Here is a 24,729-nt window from a genome sequence, read left to right on the forward strand (position 1 = left end):
TGCGCCGAGAAACGTCAGGTTTGGCACGCAACTTGTCTTAGGGTCAGAATGCGCACAGTGCATTCATCCACCTGCGCACCACAGATATTTCCGCTCAAATCATACGGAGGAATCCCGGTCGTGAAGAAGTCTCTCGTTTATGCGTTTGCCCTACTGTTTGCTGGAAGCTTGACGGCGACCACCTTTAGCCAAATCAACCGGCCACTGCCCCCTTCGGCAGGTGGCAGCACTGGCGATGAGTATCCGGTAGATGTGGAAGGCGAGCCGCGCTATGTCGCCAATCAAATCATCGTTCAATACTATGAAGATGCTGATGAGCGCAGCCGGATGCAGGTGCGGGCCTTGGTTGGCGCATCGCGGGCAAACACGCTGCTTTCGGCTGAGAATCGCCGCACGCTCGAAGCCGGGACGCCGCTGCGTAACGGCGGGCGCGCGGCTGGTGAAGTTGAACTCGACACCTTGCCACCAGGCCTGAGTGTCAAAAAGGCCTGTGAAATCCTCAAAGACAACCCGGCTGTCAAATCGGTTGAACCAAACTGGATTTACACGAAGCTGCAAGCGGCGCGCCCGAACGATCCCCTGTTTTTGAACGGTTCACTGTGGGGCATGTACGGCTTCAACACTGGCTCGGGCACGAGCAACCAGTTTGGCAGCGAAGCGGCGGCCGTCTGGTCAACCTCCGTTACGAACGGCACCGGCTCGCGCAATATCTTCATTGGCGTGATTGATGAAGGCATCCAGGTCAATCACCCAGACCTACAGGCCAACATGTGGGTCAACCCGTTTGATCCGGTTGACGGGCGTGACAACGATGGCAACGGCTACGTGGATGACACGCATGGCTGGGACTTCGCCAACAACGACCGGACGGTTTATGACGGCCCGGCCTCTGGTTCAACCAACGTTGACTCGCATGGGACGCACGTTGCCGGCACCATTGGCGCCGTTGGCAACAACGGGATTGGCGTGGTTGGCGTCAACTGGCGTGTGACGATGATTTCCGGCAAGTTCCTTGGCACGCAAGGTGGTACCACGGCCAATGCGATTCGCGCCATTGACTACTTTACCGACCTGCGCGTGCGGCACGGCCTCGACATCGTTGCCACGAACAACTCCTGGGGCGGTGGCGGCTATTCACAGGCGCTGTTTGATGCGATTTCGCGGGCGCAGGCGCGGAACATTCTGTTCGTCGCCGCGGCCGGCAACTCATCGAATAACAATGACACCCGCCCGTCGTATCCGGCCAGCTACTCGCACAGCCACATTATCGCTGTAGCCTCGATTACGAGCACCGGTGCGCTGTCATCCTTCTCGAACTACGGTCGCACCAGTGTTGATCTGGGTGCGCCAGGCTCCAACATTCAATCCACGCTGCCGGCCAGCCGTTACGGCTCACTGAGCGGCACATCAATGGCAACCCCGCACGTCACAGGCGTCGTGGCGCTTTACGCGGCTCGGCGTTCAGCCCGTGGCTTGACCATCAAAAACAACATCATGAGCAGCGTCTATCGGATTTCCTCGCTCAACGGGCGTTGCGTGAGCAATGGGACGCTGGACGCCAACGCGCTGTTTCGCAACTTCTAAACCAGCTTGTTCTAGACAAGCCGACGCATAAGCGCACTTCACGTAAGGCAACGAGGCGGACAAGCCTGTCCGCCTCGTTTCGTTTTGCTTTGACTTTTCAGATTGGCTCGATGTGGAGCGGGCGATGGGACTCGAACCCACAACACCCAGCTTGGGAAGCTGGTACTCTACCATTGAGCTACGCCCGCGCAGCCTTGTTGGACAGAGCAGAACATACGCTGCCATCCACCGCCTGTCAACGCCGTTCACAGGTCGTAGAGAAACTCGACCTTCGCCTCGATGTCGGGATGCAGGCTGTGGTGGACCGGGCAGGTCAGGGCCGCCCGTTCGAGCTTTGGACGGGCTGCAGTCGGGATGTGTCCCGGCAAGTGGAACGTAATCGGCAGGGCCGCCACTCGGCGCGGTGAAGTGGTTTGCATGTGCTTGACAACGCGGAAGTGCGCGCCGGAAAGATCAAGGCTGTCGCGCTGGGCGACAATGCCCATCAGGGTCATCATGCACGAGCCAAGGGCTGCGGCCACCAAGTCGGTGGGCGAAAAGCTGCTTCCATCGCCCTGGTTATCCGTTGGGGCAACGGTTTGAAGCACGGCTCCCGACGGTCCGTGGGTCATTTCGACGCGCAGTGCGCCAAGGTATTTGCCGGTGATTTCAACAGACATGAACGCTCTCCTCTATACAACGAATTCATCAGTCAATGCGACAAGCAACACCAAGCTTGGCCCGCCAATCGCCTGGTAGTCGGCAACCAATTCCCAATCGGGGGAAGGACTGGTATCGTGCCGCCCAATACCTAGTTTTGCACACAAGGGACTGCTTCAAAGGATATGCCTCTCACACTTGACATCGTTACGCCCGAACGGGCCTTCCCCTCGCAGGTGGTGGACGAAGTTGTATTACCTGCCCTGGATGGTGAAATCGGCGTCCTCCCCGGTCATGCGGCGCTGATGTCGCAACTTGGCGTGGCCGGTTTGTTGACGTACCGGCAGCAGGGCAAGGAAACGCTGGCCTTTGTCGCCCAGGGATTTGTCGAAGTCTTGAGCGACCGGGTGACGGTGCTGACCGAACGGGCCGAACTTGCCGAAGACATTGACATCGAAGATGCCCGCGCGCACTTGCGGGAAGCCGAGTTGGCGCTCAAGCAGGCTGAGTCGGAGCGTCCCAATGAAGACCTTTCGCGCCTGCGCGCCGAACTTGAATCTGCGCTGGTGCGGGTCAAAACGGCTGAGCGTTACCTGTCGCGTTAGCCTGAATGACGCCCCATGAGCTTCCCTTACGACATTCGGTTGCCGTGGGGCACCATCCCAATCCACCTTGTCTTTGAACTGTTGGCCTACGCCATTGGGTTTCGGCTGTACCTGCGCGCGCGTCGTCGCGCGCCGAGCGAGCTGACGACCGAGCAAGCGGTTTGGATCCTGGTGGGCTGTCTGGCCGGCGCCTGGCTTGGCTCAAAGCTGGTGGCCTGGTTGGAGCTGCCGACGCTGTACTGGCGCTTCCGTGCCGAGCCGCTGGTGTGGTTGCAGGGAAAATCCATCGTGGGTGGGCTGCTGGGCGGGTGGGTTGGCGTCGAGGTGGCGAAGACCCTGACCGGCGTTCGGCAGGCAACCGGCGATGCCTATGTCGTGCCGCTCATCGTCGGCATGGCCATCGGACGCCTTGGCTGTTTCTTCACCGGACTACCCGACGGCACCTGCGGCATTGCCACCAGCCTGCCGTGGGGCGTGGATTTCGGCGACGGGCTGCGCCGCCATCCGACGCAGCTCTACGAGATTGCCTATCTTGTCTTGCTGGGCCTCGCGCTCGAACATCACCCATCGCGCCCAGCGCCGGCCGGCGCACGTTTTCGCTGGTTTTTGCTGGGTTATTTGGCCTTTCGGTTCGTCGTAGAGTTCATCAAGCCCCGGCCGTTCCTGTATCCCTTTGGACTGACAGGAATCCAGACCGTGGCGTTGATGGGGATGGCGGCGGCAGCCGTCAGCCTGTGGCGGCAACCGCATCGTGCTCAGGCCACGCCGACTGTGGCCGTCGAAGGAGGCTCACCCCGTGGCTGATCGTCCGTACCTGTTCTATGAACTGACCAACGCCATCTGCTCGACGTGCTACCGCAAGGTCGAAGCCAAGATTGTCATCGAAGGCGAGCGCGTCTTCATGCACAAGTTCTGTCCCACGCACGGACGCGAACGGGTGCTGATTTCAACCGACGCCGCCTTCTACAAGCAGCAGCGCCACTTTTTGAAACCCGGCCAGCTCGTCAAGCAGTTCAACACGCCGATTCGCTACGGCTGTCCCTACGACTGCGGCATCTGCCCCGACCACGAACAGCATGGCTGCCTGACGATTGTGGAGATCACCGACCACTGCAACTTGACCTGTCCGGTGTGCTATGCCGACTCCGGGCCGCACCGGCCGGCCTACCGCAGCCTGGAGCAGGTGGCGTTCATGCTCGATTGTGTCGTCCGCAACGAAGGCGAGCCGGACATCGTGCAAATCAGCGGCGGCGAGCCAACGCTCCACCCGGCGTTCTTTGAGATTCTCGATGCCGCCCGCCGCCGTCCCATCAAGCACCTGATGGTCAACACCAACGGCATTCGCCTCGCCCAGGATGAAGCCTTTGTCGAACGGCTGGCCGGCTACATGCCGGGTTTTGAGGTGTACTTGCAGTTCGACTCGCTGCGCCCAGAGGTCCTGCGTGACTTGCGCGGCATGGATTTGCGGACCGTCCATGACCGCGCGCTCGAACGCCTCGACCGGTTCAACATTTCCACCACGCTGGTCGTCACGCTCAAAAAAGGCCTCAACGACGATGAAATCGGCGCGATCGTCAACGTTGCCCTACAGTACAAGTGCGTCCGGGGCGTGACCTTGCAGCCCATCCAGGTTGCCGGGCGAACCGAACGGGTTGACCCAGCCCGCGACCGCCTCACGCTGGGCGAAGTGCGCCAGCAACTGCTCCGGCAGGTGCCGTGGCTCAAGCCGGCGGATGTCCTGCCCGTGCCGTGCCATCCTGACTGTCTGGCGATGGCCTACGCGCTCAAGCTCGGCGGCGAAGTCATTCCGCTGACCGGCCTGATTGATCCCCAACTGCTGCTCGATGGCGAAGGCAACACGATTACCTACGAGCGCCAACCGGCGTTTCGGGAGCACTTGTTCAAGACCTTCTCAACCGGGCATGCGCCGGCATCGCAGGCGCTTTCGCTGAAACAGTTGCTGTGCTGCCTGCCGTTGGTCGGCGTCCCGGAAACACTCACCTATGAAAATGTTTTCCGGTTGCTTATCGTGCAGTTCATGGATGCCTACAACCTCGACATCCGCTCGGTGAAGCGGTCGTGCGTCCACATCGTTCACCCGGACGGGCGGATCATCCCGTTCGATACCTTCAACCTGTTTTACCGCGATGAACGGGAAGCACGGCTGGTGGCGCTGCGCCGCGGCGTGCTTCCCGACGCGGCAGCACTGCCGGATACCCCATCAGCCGAATATGTCTAGTGTCCGTGGCTTGCCGATGCCTGAAGACGCGGCGGCGGTCGTGTCGCCCGTTCGCGTCCGATACGCTGAAACCGACCAGATGGGCGTGGTCTATCACGCCAACTACTTGGTTTGGATGGAAATCGGTCGCACCGATTACTGCCGCGCCTGCGGAGCCGCCTACCGCGAGCTGGAAGCTGCCGGGTTGCGGCTCGTGGTCGCCGCAGCGCAGGTGCGCTACCACGCGCCCGCCCGCTACGATGACGACCTCTGCGTTGTCACGCGCCTGGTGGCGCTGCGCTCGCGGCAGGTAACTTTTGCCTACGAAATTTGGCGAACTGCCGACGGCACGCGCCTGGTGACAGGTGAAACCACGCACTTGCCAACCGATCCCCACGGACGCATCATCCGCTTGCCGCCAAGCGTGCAAGCCGCCTTGGCGTCCAAACTCGCGCCCGGCCATGGAGGCGACTAGTTTACTGCGATGCTCAGCGAACGCTACGACGAAGCTCTCCTGTTTGCCCACCACCTTCACCGGCAACAGAAACGCAAAGGCGGCACGACGCCGTACATTGCGCACCTGCTTTCGGTTTCGGCCCTTGTGCTGGAACACGGGGGAACGGAAGACCAGGCCATTGCCGCGCTGCTGCACGATGCCGTGGAAGACCAGGGCGGCGATGCGACCCGCCAGGAAATCCGGCGGCGCTTTGGCGCACAGGTGGCCGCCATCGTGGATGACTGCACCGACAGCGACCAAATCCCCAAGCCGCCGTGGCGCGCGCGCAAGGAAGCCTATCTGGCACACCTCCGTACTCGTCCGGCCACCTCACGCCTGGTGTCGCTAGCCGACAAGGTTCACAACGCGCGCGCCATTCTGGCCGACTACCGGGTGGTCGGTGAAGCCCTGTGGTCGCGCTTTGAGGGACGGCGCGACGGCACGTTGTGGTACTACCGGACGCTGGTCGAAGTCTTTGCCGGCAGTCAGCCAGCGGCGCTGGTCAATGAACTCGAACGCACGGTCAGGGAACTGGAACATCTGGCATCGTCCACAGCGCCCCAAGCCGAACCTCGGCCCTGAGAACACACCATGGCTGCTCCCGCTCCACAACCAGAAACCCGGCGTTGGAACCGCGACGACTGGGTACGCGGCTACACGTCGCTCACCGAAGAACGCGATTACTGGATTGACGACATCGAAGGAACGCTGCCGCCTGATCTGCGCGGCACGCTCTACCGAAACGGCCCAGGACTGCTCGAACGGGGTGGACAGTCTGTCCAGCACCCTTTCGACGGCGACGGCATGGTCTGCGTGTTTGACTTCACCGGCGATGGGCGCGTGCGGTTTCGGAACCGGTACGTCCAGACCAAGGGTTTCGTTGCCGAGTCCAAGGCCGGACGGTTCTTGCAGCGGGGCGTGTTTGGGACGCAAAAACCCGGCGGCTGGCTGGCCAATGCGTTTGACCTTCAGGCCAAAAACATTGCCAACACGAATGTCGCCTACGCGCCCAAAAAGCTGCTGGCGCTTTGGGAAGGCGGTAAGCCATACGCGCTGGATCCACAAACCTTGGAGACGCTTGGTGAAGATGACTTGGGTGGTGCTCTGGCTGGCAGCGCCAACTTTGCGGCGCACCCACGCTACGACCGCCGAACGGGGCAGATGGTCAACTTTGGCATCCAGCCGGGGCTTTCTTCCACGGTGACGCTCTACACGCTCGATGCCGACCTGGAGGTGACGGCACAGCATCGGTGGGAAGTGCCGGGCTTTGCGTTCATCCACGATTTTGCGCTGACCGATGACTACGCCGTGTTTTTTCAGAACCCGGTCACGGTCAATCCCCTGCCGTACTGGTTCGGCTTCCGGGGCGCGGCTGAATGCCTGGTCTTTCAAGCCAGTCGCCCGACGAAGATTCACCTGCTGCCGCGCGCCGGCGGGCGGATGCGCACCTATGAAACCGACGCCTGTTTTGTGTTCCACCACGTCAACGCGCACCTGGCGGATGACATCCTGACCGTGGATTCGATTGCCTATGAAACCTTCCCGTCGCTTGAGCCGGGGACAATGTATCGGCAGGTTGAGATTGAAAAGATCGCGGCTTCGCAGCTTTTCCGCTTCACAGTCAACCTGGCGACTGGTGAAACCAAGCGCGAACGTTTGATGGAACGCGCCGTGGAGTTTCCGAGCGTCCATCCCAAGCGCGTGGGGCAGCCGCATCGGTGGGCCTTTATGGCCATGGCGGACGCGCCGACCGGCAATGCGCCGCTCCAGGGCGTTTTGGCCTACGACACGAAGACCGGCACAGCTCAGACCTACAGCTTTGCGCCGAAGGGGTATGTCGGCGAACCAGTCTTCGTCCCGAAGCCCGGCGTGGCGGAAGACCAAGTAGAAGAAAATGCCGGTTACTTGCTCCAGATGGTGTTCGATGCGCCGCGCGCGACCAGCAGCCTGGCCGTCTTCGATGCCCAGAACCTTGCCAACGGGCCGCTGGCGCGACTGCATCTGCGGGACATCGTCCCCTATGGCCTGCACGGTCAGTTTGTCCCGGCACGCAACCCCTGACGAGTCCAGAACGACCGTCACGCTTCGTCGTCGCCCTCCAGGAACTGGCGTAGCGCGCGACTGCGAGCCGGGTGCCGTAGTTTGCGCATGGCGTCTGCCTCGATGCGCCGGACGCTGTCCCGCGGGAGCGCAAAAAACTGGGCGACTTCTTCAAGGGTGTAAGCTCTCCCATCCCGGTCTAGCCCAAAGCGCATCCGCAGCACCTTTTCTTCACGGGCATTGAGGGATTGGAGCGCCGCGTCGAGGTCTTGCCGGAGCTGTCTCCGCGCCGCATCGTCGAGCGGATTGGCCGCATGGGCGTCCGCGATGAAATCGCCAAGGGTGGTCTCTTCCTCGTCGCCAACCGGTGTTTCAAGGCTCACCGGTGGCTGCGCCAGCCGAAGCAGAGACTGGACTTTTTCGAGCGAAAACCCCAGCGCCTGGGCCAGTTCGGTCTGGTTGGGTTCACGGTGAAGCTGGAGCGTCAAACGGTGCATGGCCTCCAGCATTTGGGTGAGTTCGGCGCGAACGGCGGCTGGCAAGCGGATGAGGCGCGGCTGTTCACTGAGCGCCTGCGCCATGGCGCGCCGAATCCACCAGGTGGCATAGGAAGCGAAGCGTTCATTCCGTTGCCCGGTAAACCGCTCGGCCGCGCGCAACAGGCCCAGATTGCCCTCTTGAATCAAATCGGTCAGGTTCAATCCCCGGTGGTTATAGTGCCTGGCGACGGACACGACCAGCCGCAGGTTGGTTTCGACCAGCCGTTGGCGTGCCGCAGTTGCCCGGTCGAAGGCTTGCCGCGCGCCCTGCAACCACTGTCTGACGACCTCTGGCGTTGCCGCGACGACCAACCAGGGGGAAGCGGCGCGGTGCGCTTGTTCAAGCTTTTCGAGCAGCGCAACGTAGCCCACGCGCGACAGGGGCAGCCGTTGAACCAGGCGCGCCAAGTCAATTCGCGCCCGCGCCAAGCGCCGCCGCTGCCAAGCCGCCGCCGCTGGAACGTCCTGCACGGCGGCCAAACTGGCGTGCTCCTGCTGTACGGTTTCAAGGGCTGCGCGAAGCTGCGCTACCGCGTCTGGCCAGGCCACGAGTGGCGCGGTTTCAGTTGCCGGCGCACTGTCGGTCTGTGAGTCCTTGTCAGTCGGCGGCGTCCGCGGATCAAACCACACGGACGCACTGCCCGTTGAATCCTCGGCTTCGGCTTGCTGGAGAACCTGTCCGGCCGCGGCGGGAATGCGCGTCAGAAGCTTGCGAAACCTGGCATCGGCGCGCTTCAGCCCGGCGAGCAGCGCCGCTTCGTCTTCGGCGGACAGCTTGGCAATGCGGCCCATGTCTTGCAGGTATGGGCGCAACGGGTCTTCAAAAAACGCCGTTGGCGAAGCCGGCCCAGGTGGCGCCGGCGGGGCTTCACGCGCCGGTGAGGCAGCGGTTCGTGATGGGCGTTCGTGTTCTTCTCCGACGCGGACGCCACGCTGTTCCAAGGTCGCCAGCAGGTCTTCAATCAGCGCCACATCGGTGATGCGCGGCGGCAAGAGCGCGTTGAGTTCATCGAACGATAGAAAGGCCTTGCCGCGCGCTGCCCCGGCGATCCGTGCCAGAATGTCGTCGGTGTTGCCGTCCATCATCTTTGCTGCCGCTCCCGGAAGGCCGCCAACTGCGCGCGCTTGAGCTGCAATCGCTCGTGGGCATGGCGCAGGGCCAAGTCTCCATCATTCGGTTCAGTCTCTCGGACGCGCTGGTGGAGCGCGGCGCTCTGTCGCTCGATGTGCTGCTGCCGAAGCATGAGCAGCCCATCGTCCAACACGGCCCGGTAGCGGGCGGCCCTTTCTTCATCTTCCGGCGGCTCGGCGCGCAAGAGCAGTTCCGCCACGTAGTTTTCCATCTCCAGGTCGAGCGGCGTGGCGACGGTTGGCCCATCGGCAAAAAAAACGAATTGCCCGTGCGGGTCGGCCTGGGTTTCGGCCCGCTGCCACCGGGCGACGGCCGTGGCCAGGGCGGCATAGGTGAACGGCTCGCCGCGCTGGTAAACTTCCCGCACCGCCCGAAAAAACACGCGCCCCGGCAAGCCATCTATCAAGTCATCGCTCAACGCCGCAAAGGCCACGGCGCACAGTGGTGGATGCGCCAGCACCGCGCACAGCACGTCACGTTCGATCAGGGTGAGTTTGCCGGTGACTTCGATGGTTTCGGGCTGGATTTCCGCCCGTCGCTCACGGGCCGAGCGCCGCAGTTCATCCCGAATCAGCGCGGCGTCGAGCCGCAGCCGATCTGCCAGCCGTTCTGCCGCTAGGTCGCGCTCGATGGCATCGTTGATTTTGCTGATGTAGGGCAGCACAGCGTTGACTGCCTGCGCCTGCCCGGCCGGACGTGACACATCGTACTCAAACCGCGCCAAGTCGGTCAGGTACTCGATGAGCGGCTGCGACTGCTTGAGCCGTTCGCGGTATTCGTCCGCGCCACGCACGCGGATGAAATCGTCCGGGTCTTTGCCTTCAGGGAGATACAGCACGTTGACGCGAAAGCCTTGTTCCAGGAACAGCTCGAAGCTGCGGCGGGTCGCGGCCTGGCCAGCGCGGTCGCTGTCGAAGTTGATGACGACCTTGGGCGTTTCGAGATAGCGCCGCAACTGGCGTACTTGGGCTTCGGTGAGCGCCGTGCCGAGGGTCGCCACGACGTTGCGCACGCCGGATTGATACAGCCGCAGGAAGTCCATGTAGCCTTCTACGACGATGGCAAAACCGGCGCGCCGGATGGCTTCCTTGGTCAAGTGCAGCCCGAAGAGGTGCTTGCCTTTGACGTACAGCGGCGTTTCGGGCGAGTTGAGGTACTTTGGCTCGCCATCCCCAAGCACGCGACCGCCAAAGGCGATGATGCGTCCCTGGGCGTCGGCAATGGGGAACATGATCCGTCCACGGAAACGGTCATAATGGCCGGGGCTACCTTCCTTGAGCGTGACGAGTCCGCTGCGTTCGAGGTCTCCGGTGGTGGCGCCGTGTTCGCGCAGGAACCGGCTGAGTGATTCCCACCGATCAGGCGCGTAGCCGATGCCCAGGGCCGCAGTGGTGGATTCGTAAACCTCGCGCTGGGCAAGGTAGTCACGGGCGGCATAGTGCTCTGGCAAGGCGAGTTGGTTCTGGAAAAACTGGGCGGCCAGGTCGTGCAGGCGCAGCAACCGCTCCCGCTCTTCAGCCTCCCGCGCGGTATCCGGCGCGACGGCGCGGGCTTCCGGTGGCGGCAAGCCGCAGGCTTCGGCCACCAGGCGGACGGCTTCGGCGAAGCTGACGCTTTCCATGCGCATGACAAACGAAAACACGTTGCCTCCCACGCCACACCCAAAGCACTTGAAGACCTGCTTGCCGGGATGCACGTTGAAGCTCGGCGTTTTTTCGTGATGAAATGGGCAGCAGGCCAGGTAGTTCGCACCGCGCTTGCGTAGCGTGACATAGTTCGAGATCACGCGCACGATGTCGGCTTGAGCGCGAATATCATCTACGGTTTGACGGTCGAGCGGCATGGCAGTGCGATCGGTTTGAGCTGCCCATGGCTACTCCGCCAGTGGCGGAGATGCAAGCCTCTCCGTCCGGTTCCGGCAACCGGTTGGTGGGCCGGATTGACCGGCGCGCGCGGGCTTGCCCTTGTCAGATGGATTGGGCTTGGCTACAAGGCACAACGTCATGAAGGACCTCACGCTCACGGTCACTGAAAACCGCACTTTTGGCAGCTATGGTCACTTGACACTGGTGACGGAGGAAAAAATTGCCTTTACGCCAGGGCAATTCGCCATGCTCAAGCCGGCCGGCGCGCTCGAACCTCTCTGGCGGCGCGCCATGGCCATCTATCGCGTCCGCGCAACGACCCAAGCTGCCGTGTCAGGCAGTCAACTCGAGTTCATGTACCAAGTTTTCGGGCGCGGCACGCAGTCCCTACAACGCTTGCACGCCGGCGATGCGGTGCGCGCCCTGCTCCCGCTCGGCAAAGCGTTCGACACGGCGCCGGTGGCCGTCGGGGGACGCGAGGCCTTGCTGGTCGCCGGCGGTGTGGGCAGCGCCGCCTTGCTAGCCCTGGCCGAACGACTCAAGCGGGAACAGGTACCAACCCGGCTTTTTCTCGGTGGGCGCTCGCGGGTGGATTTGATCGGGCTGGAAGATTTCACGGCGCTGGGGGTGCCGGTTCATGTGGCGACGAATGACGGCTCGCAGGGCGTGACCGGGTTCGTCACCGTGCCGTTTGAGCGGTTTTTGCGCGAGCATCAGGCGGACGTTCGCGCCGGAAAGTTCGTGGTCTATGCCTGTGGACCGCATCCGATGTTGGCCCGGGTGGCAGCGCTGACGGCCGGGGCCTGCCTTCTCACCTACGTTTCCGTTGAAGAGCGGATGGCCTGTGGCTTTGGCGTCTGTGTTGGTTGCGTGGTGGCCGTGCAAAGCCAGGCGGGCGACGGCGATTACCGGCGGGCCTGTGTCGAGGGCCCGGTCTTTCGGGCCGATGAACTCAACTGGACGGCGTAGGGCGTCCGCCTGGTGGCTTACCCGGCGCGTTCATCCGGTCCTATGGTCTCCAAAAAGAGTGTCTCCAGCGATGGGCGTTGGACGCTTGCGCTGTGCACGCTCGCGCCCTGATTGACCAGCCAACGGATGATCTCCGGGACGCGGGACTCATCCGCAATCCGCATCCACACGTCGCGTTCGGTGGCATTGAGCACCGTTCCAAGGGTTGTCAGACCCTGGATCAGGTCATCCGAGACGCCGTCGAGCGTGAGGCGTAACTCTGGGGCAACGCCATCACGCAGTGATGTTTCATGGATGACGCGGCCGCGCTTGAGAAAAACGACCCGGTCGCAGACGGCTTCCACATCGCCCAGGATATGCGAGTTGAAGAAGACCGTGACGCCCTCGCTGCGGAGGCGCAAAATGAGGTCCCGCACGAGGATGCGTCCGATTGGGTCAAGGCCCGAAGTCGGCTCATCAAGAAAAACCAGCTTCGGCCGGTGGATGAGCGCTTGCGCCAGGCCAAGCCGCTGTTGCATGCCCTTGCTGTAGGTATGCAGGGGGCGGTCGGCGGCATCGGTCAAATCGACGTCGGCAAGGAGCTGGGTCAGGCGCTGGGCGCGGGTTGGGGCGTCGAGGCCGTACAACTGGCCGTGAAAGTCGAGCAGCTCGCGGCCAGTCATCCACTCGTGAAAACGGAAGTGCTCGGGCAAAAACCCAACCTCCCGGCGCGACTCGCGTGAGCCGACCGGGTGGCCCATGACACGCCCCGATCCACCGGTCGGGTGGACAAGACCTAGAAGCATCTTCATGGAGGTGGTTTTGCCGGCTCCATTCGGTCCCAGGAAGCCAAACACCTCACCAGCGGCCACTTGGAGCGAAAGATCGGCGACGGCAACTTTGCTTCCAAAGGCCTTACGCAGCCCTTCGGTTTCGATGACCCACGTGTCGTTCAAGCCACTCACGCACAGTCCGTTTGGACGCTACTGCAAGGCATTGGCAATGGCCAGGGCGTCCGACTCGGTCAGTCCACCAAGGAGGATCAAGACCTGGTTGCCTTCGGTCCACATCACGTTGATGACTTCATCATCCGGCCGCCGGCGCCGTCCACGGCGCGGTTGCTCCTCGTCCGTACTCAGGGAACGCGCCGACGAGGAGAACAGGAAGCCAGGTTGGCCGCGCACGATGACCTGCCGGATTTGTTGCGCCTCCGCCGGAAAGGGAACGACTAGGGTCGAACGCCAGTCGGTCGTGGCAGCGATTTGGTGAGCCTGCGCCGTGTCGAGGCCCAACATTCGCAAGTAGGCGTAGCCAATGGGGGTCAGGGACGCGCCTTCCGGGAGGGTGACTTCGGGCAACTGCCCCTGTAACAGTAAAATACGGTGCTTCCCACGGGCGATGGACGTTTCCACGCGGCTGCCCAGCTTGACTGCCACCGTTTGGCCGTCCATGGAGGTGGGTAGCAGGGCATCGTGGAGTCCCAGAAAATCCAGCACTTGGTTGGCAAAAGCCACATTGGCCTTGAACTGCACGGCTCCGCCGTCCGCCTTGACGGTGAGGTGCTCGACCGTCGCGCCATCGGGCAGCCACGTCGGCGTGCGAACGTGCACGCCCGCCAGGCGCTCGGCCTCGCTCGACGAAGCAACCTTGACGGACTGCGCCGCCGATGCCTGGACGGTCACGTTTTCGCCGATGAGTGCCGCCAGATCGAACTTGGACTCTATCTGGTTGAGACGCGCGTGCAGCCCTGTGAGCTGCTGGTTAGTGAGTCCAATCGCCGTCACGCGGGGCGCCCGAAAAGCCTCGAGAAACGATTGACCAACGGCACGCACGGTTGGCGAGAAGAAAACGGTCGTGACCAGCAGTCCGCCGCCCAGTGCGGCGGCCAACCGGAGGCGGTGGCGGGCTGAAGGATTGGCTTCTGACATGGCTCAAAGGCTCCTGACGGCGCAGAGAATGGATAGAACTGCAAAAAATAATAAGGATTTATGACACAGCCTGCGCTTTGTGGCAAGCGTCAACCGGGCCGGCCGGTGAGCCGGGCAACGGCATCGGCATACAGGTCGCTGATGGACCGGCGCCCGCGCAGCGCCAGCGTGAAGCCTTCGCGCCGACGTTCCCAAACCGCTTCCCGTAAGGCGTCCATCCGTTCGGTGAGACGCGCTTGCAGGTGGTGGGTCAGGGTCGTGATGTCCCGCGCGGCCAGGTCACGCCCCGCCTCGCCCGCGCCAAAATCAAGGAACACTTCCGGGCGCGGCTGGTCGTCAAACTCGTAGCGAATAGCTGCCGGAATGGCGATGCAGTCCGGCGCGCGCCGGACAACATGGGCGACACCGGGAAAGAAGGCGACCGGGCGCTTATCAGGGGGCACGATTGCTCCCTGGGGAAACATCCAAAGCGCCGTTGCCGGGCCGTCCAGCCGTTCGCTGGCATAGCGGATGGACTGCGCGACATCGCGGGCGTTGGTGCGGTCCACCGAAAAGCCCCCCATCCATCGAAAGAAGCGAAAGGTGCGCAGCGTCTTTTCCTCGCCCATCATGTAGCCATCCCGCTCCGTTCGCCGGACGACGAAGAAGGCGAGCAGTGGGTCCCACCATCCCGGATGATTGGCATAGATGAGCAGTGGGCGATGCGGTCGTGTGGTGAACGCCTCGATGCCGCGCCACCACACGGCATGGAAAGCGCGGCGCAACAGGCGTCCGTTGTAGTAGTGGGCTACCCGTTGAAACAGGGGCGATGGCTGCGCCGGAAGCACGACCGAAAGGAACTATGCCTCGTTCAGCGGACGATTGGCAGCATCCACCTTGACCACCCTGGGCGTGAGACCGCGCGCTTCCTCGTCCGTGAACAACCCATAGGAAATGATGATGACCAGGTCGCCGGGCGTTCCCAGCCGGGCCGCCGCGCCGTTGAGGCAAATGACCCCCGACCCGCGCGGCCCGGAAATGGCATAGGTTTCAAACCGTGCGCCGGTATTGATGTTGACGACCGATACTTTCTCGTTGGGCAGGATGTCGGCCGCGTCGAGCAAATTCTGGTCAACCGTCAAGCTGCCCGTATAGTTGAGATTGGCTTCCGTCACCGTTGCGCGGTGAATTTTCGATTTGTGCATCAAGCGAAACATAGGCAATCACATCACTGAGCCGGCGTCCGCCCGGTCGCCGCTCGGCGTCAATGGTCAACGCAGGAAAATATCAACGTAATCGGTTGCTGTGTCGCAGGGGTTTTGCATTTGCTGGAGTCGCCAGTAGCGGCGCTTGCCGGTGATGGCAAAGGTCATGTCGCCCTCGCGCGTACAGGGGTTGCCGCCGTTGATGTAGCTGACACGAGTCACGATTTTCCCCTGAAAGTCAAAGGTTCGGTCTTCTACGCGGGTCACGATGCCGTCAATTTCGATGTAATCTCCGGTCTTGCGATCACTGTACGCTCCCTTGATGACGAGCTGTCCGGCTTGGTTGGTAACTGTCAAGTCCCCAAACGTTTTCCATTCACCCCAACTGATCCAGTGCAACTGAAACTTGTGACGCCCCAGGAGTTGTTGGTGGCCGACCGGACTGTTGACCACTGTGCGGCTGCGGTCGTCCACGGCTTGGGCGTAAGTCCCCGCTGCCAACAGCGCCGTGACCAGGAGCGCCGACGCGCCAAGTTTTGACCAAGCTGCCTGAAGTGCGGAGTTCGGCATCGTTTTACCTTTCGTGGTGGCCGGTGGTTCGATGTGGCACATCCGAAATATCGAGTGGCTCGGACGCGGGCGGTTCGGGCTCCGATTGGGGCGGGGTCAGTACGACGCTGTCAATGAGGCGCGTGTCGCCAAGCCGGGCCGCGATGGCGACCAGCGCCGGTTGAACGATGTCGGCAATCGGTTCGAGCGTTTGCGCGTCAACGACCTCGACGTATTCAATCGAAGCCAACGGCTCGCTGAGGAGACAGTCCCGCACACGCGCTTGAATGGCGGCCGGGTTCGTTTCTCCGGCGGCGAACTGTGCCTGCGCCAGCTCCAAGGCGCGCGGCAGGATGCTGGCGGCGCGGCGTTCCTCCGGGGAAAGCCGAACGTTACGTGAACTCATCGCCAGGCCATCGGCTTCCCGAACCGTGGGGCAAAACACCAAGTCGGGCGGAAAGTAGAGGTCACGCGCCATTTGCGCCACGACCCGGCACTGCTGGTAGTCCTTCAGCCCAAAGTACACCCGGCGCGGCAGCGTAATCATCAAGAGCTTGGCCACGACGGTCGCCACGCCGCGAAAGTGTCCGGGCCGGTTGCCGCCGCACAGCGGTTGGGAAACCCGCGTGACTTCAACGAAGGTCTGGGCGTCAGGCGGATACATGGCCGCGACACTCGGCATGAAAAGGATGTCCACCCCAACGGAGCGGGCGATCTCCAGGTCGGCGGCTTCGTTGCGTGGGTAGCGTTCCAAATCCGCCGGGTCATTGAACTGGAGCGGATTGACGAACAACGACACCACGCACACATCGTTTTCGTGCTTGGCGCGGCGCATCAGGGAAACGTGACCGTCGTGGAACGCGCCCATGGTCGGCACGAGTCCGATCCGGATGGCTTTGTCTCGCAGCGTGAGCGCGGTCTGTTGCATTTCGTGTGGCTCACGAATGATTTTCATGCCTGACCAAACGCCTCCCAAGCCGTGACCTGCGCCAGGCGCGGCGCGTCCACGTTTCAAGGATAAAGGCGAGACATTACGCGCTGTGTCACGCCAGCGCAAATGTTTTCCACGTTGTTATCACCGAACCGACCTCAACGAAAAGCGTGACTTGGCTATGTTTGGCTATGTCAAGCGTTTGCCGCAATTGCTGCACCGCAAGTAGTCCTCACGAACCAGTAGTCCAATCCAAAACAGCGGCCAGCAAAGCAGCAACAGAATCGCCATAGTGATCCAGCCACCAGGAGCCACCCGGCTTCGCATGTGCGGCGGTGAGTTTGTCTGGCAATGGGGGCAGATGACGCTGCCGCCGACCCCCACTGTGGGGACAATCAACATAGGTTGTAGCACTACCGGCGGAGTGGCCTGGAAGGGCTGGGATAGCGGGTCAGTCGGTTGTGGAGTGTGTGCCGGCGGTGGCGCGGCGGGCGCTACCTGGGAAGGAGGGGGCACTTGAATGCGCGTCGGCGGATCAGTTGGCGGCGGGCTGACCGGCCGTGCATCTGACGGGTTGAGGTAACTCGGAAGCTCAAAAATGGATGCTCCGCAGCGCAGGCAGCGACTGGCCGCCGTTTCGTTCATCTGCCCGCAGTTGACACAAACAATCATGCTCCCTCACCCCGTCAAGATGCGCGACCAGCTCACGATGCGGTGGATGCCGTCCGCAGTTCATCAAACGAAATCTTTGCGACGACAGCGCCGGAGGCGGGTTGTCCATTCCAGGCGAAGACAACTTCGGGAGACGCCTCGCGCACCATCCGCCGTCGTCGCTCCGGTGCTTCCTTGCCATCCGCCACCCCATCGCCTGGCTCAATGACGGCCAGCAGACGCAGCATGTCGTGGGTGTGACGCGGCGTATTGCCAAACTCCGTGGTCGCGTTGGGCGTCACGAGGCGCACCAGTGTCCCGGACTTCGCCAGCCGGGTAACCAGTGACGCTGCCTGCGCGACCCCGGCTTCAAACGCCGCGCGGTCATCGGCAGTAAGCTCCCGCCCCGGACACGGATCAAACCGAATCGTCACGCGCCGGTCATCTTCGCGCATGCGGTCCCGCACCATCAGCTTGCGGGTCTTCGCCGTGGCTTTCCAGTCAATGTCACGCCGCCGGTCGCCATCGCGGTACTGCCGAATGGCGTACAGGTCAGCGCCCAGTCCCCGCTGGTTCGTCTCGCGCGCGCCAAGCGCGTCGGAGAGTCCAGCCGGCAGCGGAACGGCGGCGTCCACGGCTGGATAGACCGTAATGACGCCCGACGCCGCGAAGCGGCGCGTCTTTTGCAGGAAACCAAACGGGAACTTCGTCGTGATGGTAAAGCCGACAATATCGTACTGTCCACGCGCCGGAAAAGTATGCTCAACGGTCTGCCGGACCTTCGCCCGCGGCCCGGCAATGACAAAGTGCGCGAGGTTGTCCAGCTTGCTTGGCGCGGCCTTGGGTTTGCCCCACCACCGGCGCTGCCCGCGCTTGTCCGTCGCGGCGACTGGCGCGCCGGCTTTTTGCGTCAGGCGCATGCCGACCGTCAGTGACATCGAAGGCACGAGGTACTTTTCATTGGCCACGCTCACATCGAGCAACGTTGCCTGTCCGGCGTAGATATGCTCCGGGAAGCGCAATCCGACGCTCAGGCCGCGCAGCATGCTTTCAGAGACAATGCCCGAAGCAACAATGACGCTGATGAGCACGGCAAAGATCAGATAGAGCAGGTTGTTGCCGGTGTTGAAGGCCGACAGCGCCACGATGACCGTAATCAGGACGAAAAATGCCGTCTCCTGGGTTGGGGCGTAGCTAATGTCCAGCCGGGATAGTTCCATGCGTACGCGGCGGGCAAGCTTTGGAACGATGTAGAGTCCGCCGAGCAGCGCCAACACCAGCGACGCAATGAAAAGTGCCTGCGCGATTTCGTAAACCCAGAGGAACTGAGCCGTGAAGGCCAGAAACAACGACAGGAACGAACCGCCGAACAGCAGGCTGGTGATGACAAAGGCAACCGCCGCCTGCTTGAGTTCGGCGCGAAAGCTTGGCGTAGCAAGACGGTCACGAAGTCGGTGCAACATGCGAGCGGGGATGCCTGACCGGCTGTCAATCACGGAAACCGTGGCGTTGAGCGGATTCACCGCCGCCACGCAACAATACGGGCGACCATAACCCTGCCGGCCCGGCGCCGGCGCGCTAGGCCGCCTGTGAGCCTCCAGCTTCTGGAAGCAGCGCGCGAATGGCCCGGACAACCCGCTGCACTTCGGCTTCGTCCTCGAACGCCAGCATCACGAGTTCATAGCCGGTGTAGATGCACATCAGTCCATTGCCAAACAGCCAAACGGTTTCGAGGACCGGATTGCCGCCCAGCACGATGCTGATGGGAAAGCCAACGATGCGTCCGGGTGAAAGGATTTCCGCCCAGAGGGTCGCGCCCAAGGCGATGTTGAACGCGCCGAGCAACGGCGCGCCAACGTAGCGCGCGGCTTGGCGTTGGAACGTCACCCGCGCTTGGGCGGCTTCGTCGAGCTTACCTTCCGCCATCAACGATTCCTGCTCACGAAGGAACGCCACATAGTGTTCGGCCAGCCGCTTGGCCCCATAGGCGGCAAGCCCGCTGTGGAAGAGCCAGTGCCGTGATTGCCCCAGTACGATGCGGTCGAGTCCGGGAAAGGCCGCGCCCAGCCGGAAGCCCACCAGCGCCGAAAGCCCCATGAGCGCGGACGTGCCGGGATTGGCGAGCACCCAGGCGCGCGCCTTGCGGTAGCCGTCCCGGGTTTCCACCGTCGCGTGAAAGACGCGCGCGCCGAAGTCGTAGGCCTCCTCGGCGCGCGCATAGTACTCACGCGCCGTCTCCCGGACGGCCTCGAACGCCTCGCCGGCCCGCCCCACCACTTCCGAGGCTTTTTCACTGCCGCCACGAATGGCGTCCGACCCGACTTCGGCAACCTTGCCGGCGACCTTCTCGGCGGCCTGCTTGAGGTTTTCCGTGACGTGATGCTTTTCGTCGAGGTGCTTGAACTCATCGCGGACGGTCTCAACCACGTGGGAGACGGTGCTCGTCACCTCGCGCGCGTCCGGCAGCCGGTCGGTAACGTCCTCGATGACCTCCGTGACTTCCTGGACAACCTCCCGTACCACGTCCGGCGTGCTTTCCGCCGCGCGCTGGACATTGGAAGATAGCCGGCTCGTCGTCCGGCGCACTTCCTCGGCGAGTTTTCCGGTTTGCTCAACGGTTTTCTCGACCGTCTTCTCGATGGTTTCGGATAGCCCCAACTGTTCGTCAACTTCCTGGGCTTTTTTCTGAATCTTGCGCCGCCACTCACTGAATCGGTCGAAATAATCTGCCATGACGCGCCTCCCTGAAACCTGCCTCGTGAAACGGTCGCCCCGGTCAGCGCCGGAACATGACGGCGGTGACTTGTAACGCCACGGCCTGATTTTCCGCGCCCCGCAACTCAACCTTGTCGTCGGTGATTTTGAGTGAAAATCCATTCGCTGCCGCGATGGTCATTTCGTTGCCGGCCGGCAGTCGAACGGTGAGCGAAGGCGTGCCCTCACAGCCAAACGTGCAGGCGAGCGTGTCGCCGCCCTTGGCGATGAGCGCCTTGCGGTCACCGCAGGGCATGTCCAGCTTGTTCTTGCGATACTTGACGCGCGCTCGCGTCGGCTCGACGGTTGCCGTCAGGTCGTCGCGCAGCACTGGCTGAAAAGCCGTGTGGAAATACTTTTCCCGATAGTCGGAGTGGCTAAAAATGAGTTCAAAATTGCGTAGCTCGCGCCCAGCCGCCACTTGAATGGTGTAGTAGCCCTGGGCGTCGGTCAGGGTTTTGTAATTGTCATACTCGGTGCGCACATGGACTTGCACGTTGGTCAGCGGGCGTTTGGTTTGAGCTTCGAGCACCTGCCCGCGCACGGTCATCGAACTGGCCGTGACCGAGAACTGCGCCTGCGCTTCTGGCGCGCCCAGACCGTCCACCCCTAACCCTAACCCAACCATCAAGCCAAAGCGGAGCATCAAGCCAAAACGTGGGTGGTTCATAAAATCCAGTTACTCCTCCAGCGATGGGGACGTTACCATATCCGCTGCCGGCAGTTCGATGCGTGTGATGCGCCGTTGCCCGGTCAACCGGATGTCAACGTCGAGGGTCAGATCGCCCACCGGCTGACCCTGCCGGGCACGCGGTATCTCAAAAAAGAGAAATCCCTCCGCCTGCCCTCCGGCCGGCAGTCCGCCCGTCGTCGGAAAGCCTGAGCCATCGTAGCGCGCGCGGAACGTCCGGTAGCCATCCACGCTGTAGGCGCGGATGCCATACGACTTCATCAACCGCTTTTCAGACTGCCGGACTGACAACTGCCGCCAAGGCTGCCCACTTCGATCGCGCAGCCGAAAGCGAACCAGCTTCAGGTCAATGGGGATGGCGCGGGCATCCAGCCACACATAGACCGGCAGCATGCCGGCCGTGAGATGGTTGGCGTCAAAGCGATCCACCAGCGCGTTGCCATCGCGCATGGCGCGGGCGCGCACTTCGTAGTCGGCTTCGGCCACCACACTGGCCGGCGCCGCCGACACCGGCGGATCGGTCTTGGGGCGAACCCGAAACGGCTCACGCGCGCAAGCCGCCAGCGCCAGCGCCAGGATGACCACCGCAGTCAGTCGGCGGCCGGCCGCGCCGGTTGTCGGCTGACTTGGTTCAGGGCTGAAACGTAACCCAAACGCCATAGGCCATAATCTCACAGGTCTGGCTGACCGCCCCCAGGGCATCGCCGGTGATGCCCCCAAGCTGCCGCCGAAAATACCATCCGGCCAGCAACGTCAGTGTCGCGGCGAGCGCCAGCAACAAACTACCGAGCCGGCCACCGATGCCCAGGACAATCGCGCTGCCGATGAGCGCCGCGCCGAGCACATGTCCACCGTGGAGAAACATCACGAACCGCCCCTTGCCGCCCTCTGCGCGGGCATAGGGCAGTTGCCAGGCCAACCACACGATGGTCAGGCGGGCCAGGCAAGGCGCGACGATGAGCGCCCGGCACAGGGATTCAACCTGCTGAAAGCTTTTGAGCGCCACGAACTGTGCCAGCCCGGCAAGCACCAACGCCAGGACGCCGAACGTCCCGATATGCGGATCCTTCATGATTGCCAGGCGTTGCTCCCGCGACCAGCCGCCACCGAGCGCATCCACGGTATCGGCCAACCCATCGTAGTGCAGCGCGCCGGTGACGAGGACACTCGACGCGATGAGCAAGACGGCCAGCGCCTCCGGCGAAAGCAGCGGCCAGAGCGCCAGTGCGCAGCCGGCTTGTCCAAGCCCCAACCCGGCTCCAACCAGCGGAAAGCACGCCATGGCCGCCGCCAGCGTCTTTGGATCGGGGTGCGCCCAGGCCGGCACGGGAAGGCGCGTGAGAAACGCCACCGCCGCCAGAAACAAGCGTAGTCCCATCATGGATGCAAGCTCACGATGGTCGCGCCGTCCCCACCCTGTCGCCGGTCAGCTCGCGCAAACCGCTCGACATGCGGGTGATGGGTTAGGAACGCTTCTACGGCCTTGCGTAGCGCGCCGGTGCCAATGCCGTGGATGACGCGCACCTCGGTGAGTCCGGCGAGCGTCGCGCGGTCGAGGTAGCGGTCGAGGGCTTCGGTGGCTTCATCGGTTGTCAGTCCAATCAGGTTGATTTCAGGCGTGACGTGGGCGCTTGGCGCGACATCGTGCATGGCCACCAGGGTTTGCCGGGCGGGCGGCGCGGCTGGCGTGGCTTTCGACGGCGACGGCGGAAGCTTGCCGAGGGTCGTGGCATGCACCCTGAGCCGTAGCGCGCCACTGGTCACGGTCACTTCGTCGCCGGAAATGGCCTCGACCTGCCCCAGCGTGCCAAAACTCGTTCGCACGCGGTCCCCCGGACACAGCTCGGAAGCCGATGTCACCGGCTGCGCGACAGCCGTCTCCGGGAGCGGCGCGCGACCGGACGACTTGGGCTTTGACGGACGTGATTCGGTCTGGGCTGGGGACACCGCGCGCTGAAGGTCGGCAGTTGCCGCAGCCAAGTCGCGCATGGCTTCCCGGCGGAGCCGTTCGCGGTTTTCGGTCAGCTCGATTCGTTCCAGCCGGGCCGACAGGCGCGCCTCGAAATCAGCCGCCAGTTGGCGCGCGCGCGCTTCAAAGTCAGCTTGCCGCGCCGCGTCGCGGGCCGCGAACTCCCGTTCAAGCTGGGCATAGCGGTGGGCCAGGGCCGCGCGCTCCTCGTCGAGCGCCGCGGCTGCGTCGCGGGCTTCGGTGACCCGCCGTTCGAGTTCGGCCACGTACCGCGCCAGCGCGACGTCCCGTTCGCCGAGATATGCCTTGGCTTGCTCAATCAGTGACTCCGGCAACCCAAGCCGCCGGGCGATGACCAGGCCGCTGGAGCTTCCCATCGTGTCGAGGCAGAGCTGGTAGGTTGGGGTCAGGGTTTCCAGATCGAAGGACACCGCCGCGCTGACGACGCCTGGCGTCGTGTCGGCGTAAATTTTCAGCGCGTTGAAATGGGTCGTGGCCATGACGTAGGCCCCGCGCCCTCGAAAGTACTCGATGAGTGCCTGCGCCAGCGCCGCGCCTTCGTCCGGGTCGGTTCCCGTGCCGACTTCGTCGAGCAGCACCAGCGCCGGCGGCGTCAACGTGGCGGCGATACCCGCCAGCTTGGTGATGTGGGAAGAAAAGGTCGAGAGGTTGGCGGCCAACGACTGCTGATCGCCAATGTCGGCGCGGACTTGGGCCAGTGCGGGTAGTTCGGCGGCCTGAGCCGGAACGAGCAACCCCGCTTGCATCATCAGCACGCAGAGGCCGGCGGTTTTGAGCACGACCGTCTTGCCGCCCGCGTTCGCGCCACTGATGATGAGCGCCCGCCGCGCTTCATCGAGGGTGAAACTCAACGGAACAACCTCGCGCCCCTGTGCCTGAAGCGCGAGCATGAGCAGCGGATGGCGCGCGGCGACCAAGTGAAAGCGTCCCTGTTCGGAAACGATGGGTTCGACGGCCTGCAACCGTTCGGCAAGGCGGGCTTTGGCGGCGACGAAGTCAAGCTCGGCAATGGCTGTGACTAGCCGCGTGATGGCTTCCCGTTGGTCGCGCAGGTAGCCCGAAGCCGTTTGCAGCAGGCGCGTGACTTCGGCCTCGGCCAGCTCTTGCAGCCGCGTGAGTTCATTGTTGAGCGGGATGGCTTCCAATGGCTCGACAAAAGCTGTCATGCCACTGCTGGAAAGCCCGTGCACGACGCCTGCGACCTTGCCCCGGTTGTCATCGCGCACCGGGACGACAAACCGGCCGTGGCGCTGGGTGACGATCTCATCGGAGAACGCGCCTTCCAGGTCGCGCCGTTGCAGCAGGCGTTCGAGCATCCGCCGCAAGCGGGCATGCTGGATGCGTTGTTCGGAGCGCAGCCGCTGTAGCTCTGGACTGGCGCTTTCGTCGAGCTGTCCATCCGGCGTGACGATGCGGCGTACCCGCGCCAGGGTATCCCGGAGGTCGGGCATGGCGTCGGCGATCGCGCCAAGTCGTGGAAACCGCTCACGCTGCGGACGAAGCGTGGCACGAACGTGCAAGCCAGCGTCCAGCGTCCGGGCCAGCGCCTGGAGTTCGTCAACCGTAAGGGTGGCGTGCTCCGGCTTGAGGCGGTCGAGCAAGGGGCGCACATCGGGCAAGTCGCCAATCCCAAAGCCGCCCTGCTCGGTGAAAAACTGGCGGGTCTCGGTCGTTAGCCGCAGTCGCCGCCGAATCTCGGCCGGGTTGGCGCTGGGCAAGAGTTCGCTCGCCAACTCACGTCCATAGGGCGTGCGGGCTTCACGCGCCAGATGGGCGCGGATCGCGTCAAACTCCAGTGTCTCGAAATCAGCAACGAACGTCGGTTCAGGCATCACGGTGAGGTTCTCACGGGCCAGGACTGGCGGCAATGCGACTTCTGACCAAACCAGGGCCGTCTGTCAACCGTTTGGCGTGAAAGCTGAAGGGACCGGGCGCGCTGCCGCGCGGCGAACACCCACTGGCGCGCCCAAAGCGGCGCGACCTGC

Annotated in this window: 24 protein-coding genes and 1 tRNA gene; 8 read left to right on the plus strand and 17 right to left on the minus strand. The window is 63.1% G+C overall.

Annotation, left to right across the window (positions count from 1 at the left end):
- Positions 1–120 precede the first annotated feature (120 nt).
- On the plus strand, positions 121–1,584 hold the full coding sequence (locus tag J8C06_RS00825) for a S8 family peptidase (RefSeq protein WP_246602048.1): 1,464 nt from the start codon (positions 121–123) through the stop codon (positions 1,582–1,584).
- Between the two features lie 113 nt (positions 1,585–1,697).
- Here J8C06_RS00825 and J8C06_RS00830 read toward each other — a convergent pair.
- A tRNA-Gly gene (locus tag J8C06_RS00830) sits at positions 1,698–1,772 on the minus strand.
- 57 nt (positions 1,773–1,829) lie between these two features.
- Entirely contained in the window at positions 1,830–2,243 is a 414-nt protein-coding gene (locus J8C06_RS00835) for an OsmC family protein (protein ID WP_211428914.1), read from the minus strand.
- A 165-nt stretch (positions 2,244–2,408) separates the two neighbouring features.
- On the opposite strand from J8C06_RS00835, the gene atpC reads away from it, so the two are divergent.
- From atpC to J8C06_RS00865, 6 genes are read left to right on the plus strand one after another with little or no spacing between them, the layout of a single operon-like run.
- On the plus strand, positions 2,409–2,828 hold the full coding sequence (atpC, locus tag J8C06_RS00840) for an ATP synthase F1 subunit epsilon (RefSeq protein WP_211428915.1): 420 nt from the start codon (positions 2,409–2,411) through the stop codon (positions 2,826–2,828).
- 15 nt (positions 2,829–2,843) lie between these two features.
- Positions 2,844–3,632, plus strand: a complete 789-nt coding sequence (locus J8C06_RS00845; RefSeq protein WP_211428916.1) for a prolipoprotein diacylglyceryl transferase — start codon at positions 2,844–2,846, stop codon at positions 3,630–3,632.
- A complete protein-coding gene (locus J8C06_RS00850; protein WP_211428917.1) occupies positions 3,625–5,067 on the plus strand; it encodes a radical SAM protein in 1,443 nt (480 codons plus the stop codon). The genes J8C06_RS00845 and J8C06_RS00850 overlap by 8 nt, the downstream gene beginning before the upstream one ends.
- Positions 5,060–5,521 carry an acyl-CoA thioesterase gene (locus tag J8C06_RS00855; RefSeq protein ID WP_246602049.1) on the plus strand — a complete coding sequence of 154 codons (462 nt, stop codon included), beginning with the start codon at positions 5,060–5,062 and terminating at the stop codon, positions 5,519–5,521. The genes J8C06_RS00850 and J8C06_RS00855 overlap by 8 nt, the downstream gene beginning before the upstream one ends.
- Before the next feature lie 9 nt (positions 5,522–5,530).
- Positions 5,531–6,124: an HD domain-containing protein gene (locus tag J8C06_RS00860; protein ID WP_211428918.1), complete on the plus strand. Its 594-nt coding sequence runs from the start codon at positions 5,531–5,533 to the stop codon at positions 6,122–6,124.
- Positions 6,125–6,133: 9 nt separating this feature from the next.
- Positions 6,134–7,603 (plus strand): carotenoid oxygenase family protein, encoded by a 1,470-nt coding sequence (locus J8C06_RS00865; RefSeq protein WP_211428919.1) that lies wholly within the window; start codon positions 6,134–6,136, stop codon positions 7,601–7,603.
- 17 nt (positions 7,604–7,620) lie between these two features.
- On the opposite strand, the gene J8C06_RS00870 is transcribed toward J8C06_RS00865, so the two are convergent.
- Together J8C06_RS00870 and dnaG are read right to left on the minus strand one after the other, a co-directional pair.
- Entirely contained in the window at positions 7,621–9,207 is a 1,587-nt protein-coding gene (locus J8C06_RS00870; RefSeq protein ID WP_211428920.1) for a sigma-70 family RNA polymerase sigma factor, read from the minus strand.
- Positions 9,204–11,096, minus strand: a complete 1,893-nt coding sequence (gene dnaG, locus J8C06_RS00875; RefSeq protein WP_211428921.1) for a DNA primase — start codon at positions 11,094–11,096, stop codon at positions 9,204–9,206. The genes J8C06_RS00870 and dnaG overlap by 4 nt, the downstream gene beginning before the upstream one ends.
- Before the next feature lie 160 nt (positions 11,097–11,256).
- Between dnaG and J8C06_RS00880 the strand changes: the two genes are divergently transcribed.
- Complete coding sequence (locus J8C06_RS00880; protein ID WP_211428922.1) at positions 11,257–12,087, plus strand: iron-sulfur cluster-binding protein; 831 nt, start codon at positions 11,257–11,259, stop codon at positions 12,085–12,087.
- Between the two features lie 17 nt (positions 12,088–12,104).
- Here the strand turns inward: J8C06_RS00880 and J8C06_RS00885 are convergent, their stop codons facing one another.
- The 13 genes from J8C06_RS00885 to J8C06_RS00945 all read right to left on the minus strand — a co-directional run bounded on the left by J8C06_RS00885 (position 12,105) and on the right by J8C06_RS00945 (position 24,576).
- Complete coding sequence (locus tag J8C06_RS00885; RefSeq protein ID WP_246602050.1) at positions 12,105–13,031, minus strand: ABC transporter ATP-binding protein; 927 nt, start codon at positions 13,029–13,031, stop codon at positions 12,105–12,107.
- Positions 13,032–13,049: 18 nt separating this feature from the next.
- A complete protein-coding gene (locus J8C06_RS00890; protein ID WP_211428923.1) occupies positions 13,050–13,994 on the minus strand; it encodes a hypothetical protein in 945 nt (314 codons plus the stop codon).
- 89 nt (positions 13,995–14,083) lie between these two features.
- Complete coding sequence (locus J8C06_RS00895) at positions 14,084–14,821, minus strand: lysophospholipid acyltransferase family protein (protein WP_211428924.1); 738 nt, start codon at positions 14,819–14,821, stop codon at positions 14,084–14,086.
- A gap of 12 nt (positions 14,822–14,833) precedes the next feature.
- A complete protein-coding gene (gene panD / locus J8C06_RS00900) occupies positions 14,834–15,190 on the minus strand; it encodes an aspartate 1-decarboxylase (RefSeq protein ID WP_211428925.1) in 357 nt (118 codons plus the stop codon).
- Between the two features lie 54 nt (positions 15,191–15,244).
- Positions 15,245–15,748 carry a hypothetical protein gene (locus tag J8C06_RS00905; RefSeq protein WP_211428926.1) on the minus strand — a complete coding sequence of 168 codons (504 nt, stop codon included), beginning with the start codon at positions 15,746–15,748 and terminating at the stop codon, positions 15,245–15,247.
- Between the two features lie 4 nt (positions 15,749–15,752).
- The gene (panC, locus tag J8C06_RS00910) at positions 15,753–16,682 is read right to left on the minus strand and encodes a pantoate--beta-alanine ligase (protein WP_211428927.1); all 930 of its coding nucleotides are present in this window, start codon (positions 16,680–16,682) and stop codon (positions 15,753–15,755) included.
- Positions 16,683–16,847: 165 nt separating this feature from the next.
- Positions 16,848–17,330, minus strand: coding sequence for an LITAF-like zinc ribbon domain-containing protein (locus tag J8C06_RS15385; RefSeq protein WP_211428928.1), 483 nt, complete (start codon positions 17,328–17,330; stop codon positions 16,848–16,850).
- Positions 17,331–17,362: 32 nt separating this feature from the next.
- A complete protein-coding gene (locus J8C06_RS00920) occupies positions 17,363–18,772 on the minus strand; it encodes a DUF58 domain-containing protein (protein ID WP_211428929.1) in 1,410 nt (469 codons plus the stop codon).
- Positions 18,773–18,887: 115 nt separating this feature from the next.
- The gene (locus J8C06_RS00925) at positions 18,888–20,042 is read right to left on the minus strand and encodes a hypothetical protein (RefSeq protein ID WP_211428930.1); all 1,155 of its coding nucleotides are present in this window, start codon (positions 20,040–20,042) and stop codon (positions 18,888–18,890) included.
- A 43-nt stretch (positions 20,043–20,085) separates the two neighbouring features.
- Positions 20,086–20,733 carry a peptidase associated/transthyretin-like domain-containing protein gene (locus tag J8C06_RS00930; protein WP_211428931.1) on the minus strand — a complete coding sequence of 216 codons (648 nt, stop codon included), beginning with the start codon at positions 20,731–20,733 and terminating at the stop codon, positions 20,086–20,088.
- Between the two features lie 9 nt (positions 20,734–20,742).
- Positions 20,743–21,414, minus strand: a complete 672-nt coding sequence (locus J8C06_RS00935) for a hypothetical protein (RefSeq protein ID WP_211428932.1) — start codon at positions 21,412–21,414, stop codon at positions 20,743–20,745.
- Positions 21,386–22,135, minus strand: coding sequence for an adenosylcobinamide-GDP ribazoletransferase (gene cobS, locus J8C06_RS00940; RefSeq protein WP_211428933.1), 750 nt, complete (start codon positions 22,133–22,135; stop codon positions 21,386–21,388). Before cobS ends, J8C06_RS00935 begins: the two co-directional genes overlap by 29 nt.
- Positions 22,132–24,576 carry an endonuclease MutS2 gene (locus J8C06_RS00945; protein ID WP_211428934.1) on the minus strand — a complete coding sequence of 815 codons (2,445 nt, stop codon included), beginning with the start codon at positions 24,574–24,576 and terminating at the stop codon, positions 22,132–22,134. The genes cobS and J8C06_RS00945 overlap by 4 nt, the downstream gene beginning before the upstream one ends.
- Positions 24,577–24,729: the final 153 nt, after the last annotated feature.

This window comes from Chloracidobacterium validum (genome assembly GCF_018304825.1).
Classification (GTDB): domain Bacteria; phylum Acidobacteriota; class Blastocatellia; order Chloracidobacteriales; family Chloracidobacteriaceae; genus Chloracidobacterium; species Chloracidobacterium validum.

Coding starts and splice junctions, on each gene's coding strand:
- panC (WP_211428927.1), bottom strand. CDS start 16,682: ATGAAAATCATTCGTGAGCCACACGAAATGCAACAGACCGCGCTCACG.
- J8C06_RS00945 (WP_211428934.1), bottom strand. CDS start 24,576: ATGCCTGAACCGACGTTCGTTGCTGATTTCGAGACACTGGAGTTTGAC.
- J8C06_RS00845 (WP_211428916.1), top strand. CDS start 2,844: ATGAGCTTCCCTTACGACATTCGGTTGCCGTGGGGCACCATCCCAATC.
- J8C06_RS00890 (WP_211428923.1), bottom strand. CDS start 13,994: ATGTCAGAAGCCAATCCTTCAGCCCGCCACCGCCTCCGGTTGGCCGCC.
- panD (WP_211428925.1), bottom strand. CDS start 15,190: ATGTTTCGCTTGATGCACAAATCGAAAATTCACCGCGCAACGGTGACG.
- J8C06_RS00920 (WP_211428929.1), bottom strand. CDS start 18,772: ATGTTGCACCGACTTCGTGACCGTCTTGCTACGCCAAGCTTTCGCGCC.
- J8C06_RS00905 (WP_211428926.1), bottom strand. CDS start 15,748: ATGCCGAACTCCGCACTTCAGGCAGCTTGGTCAAAACTTGGCGCGTCG.
- J8C06_RS00930 (WP_211428931.1), bottom strand. CDS start 20,733: ATGAACCACCCACGTTTTGGCTTGATGCTCCGCTTTGGCTTGATGGTT.
- J8C06_RS00925 (WP_211428930.1), bottom strand. CDS start 20,042: ATGGCAGATTATTTCGACCGATTCAGTGAGTGGCGGCGCAAGATTCAG.
- J8C06_RS00855 (WP_246602049.1), top strand. CDS start 5,060: ATGTCTAGTGTCCGTGGCTTGCCGATGCCTGAAGACGCGGCGGCGGTC.
- cobS (WP_211428933.1), bottom strand. CDS start 22,135: ATGATGGGACTACGCTTGTTTCTGGCGGCGGTGGCGTTTCTCACGCGC.
- J8C06_RS00860 (WP_211428918.1), top strand. CDS start 5,531: ATGCTCAGCGAACGCTACGACGAAGCTCTCCTGTTTGCCCACCACCTT.
- J8C06_RS15385 (WP_211428928.1), bottom strand. CDS start 17,330: ATGATTGTTTGTGTCAACTGCGGGCAGATGAACGAAACGGCGGCCAGT.
- J8C06_RS00880 (WP_211428922.1), top strand. CDS start 11,257: ATGAAGGACCTCACGCTCACGGTCACTGAAAACCGCACTTTTGGCAGC.
- J8C06_RS00935 (WP_211428932.1), bottom strand. CDS start 21,414: ATGGCGTTTGGGTTACGTTTCAGCCCTGAACCAAGTCAGCCGACAACC.
- J8C06_RS00865 (WP_211428919.1), top strand. CDS start 6,134: ATGGCTGCTCCCGCTCCACAACCAGAAACCCGGCGTTGGAACCGCGAC.
- dnaG (WP_211428921.1), bottom strand. CDS start 11,096: ATGCCGCTCGACCGTCAAACCGTAGATGATATTCGCGCTCAAGCCGAC.
- J8C06_RS00870 (WP_211428920.1), bottom strand. CDS start 9,207: ATGATGGACGGCAACACCGACGACATTCTGGCACGGATCGCCGGGGCA.
- J8C06_RS00835 (WP_211428914.1), bottom strand. CDS start 2,243: ATGTCTGTTGAAATCACCGGCAAATACCTTGGCGCACTGCGCGTCGAA.
- atpC (WP_211428915.1), top strand. CDS start 2,409: ATGCCTCTCACACTTGACATCGTTACGCCCGAACGGGCCTTCCCCTCG.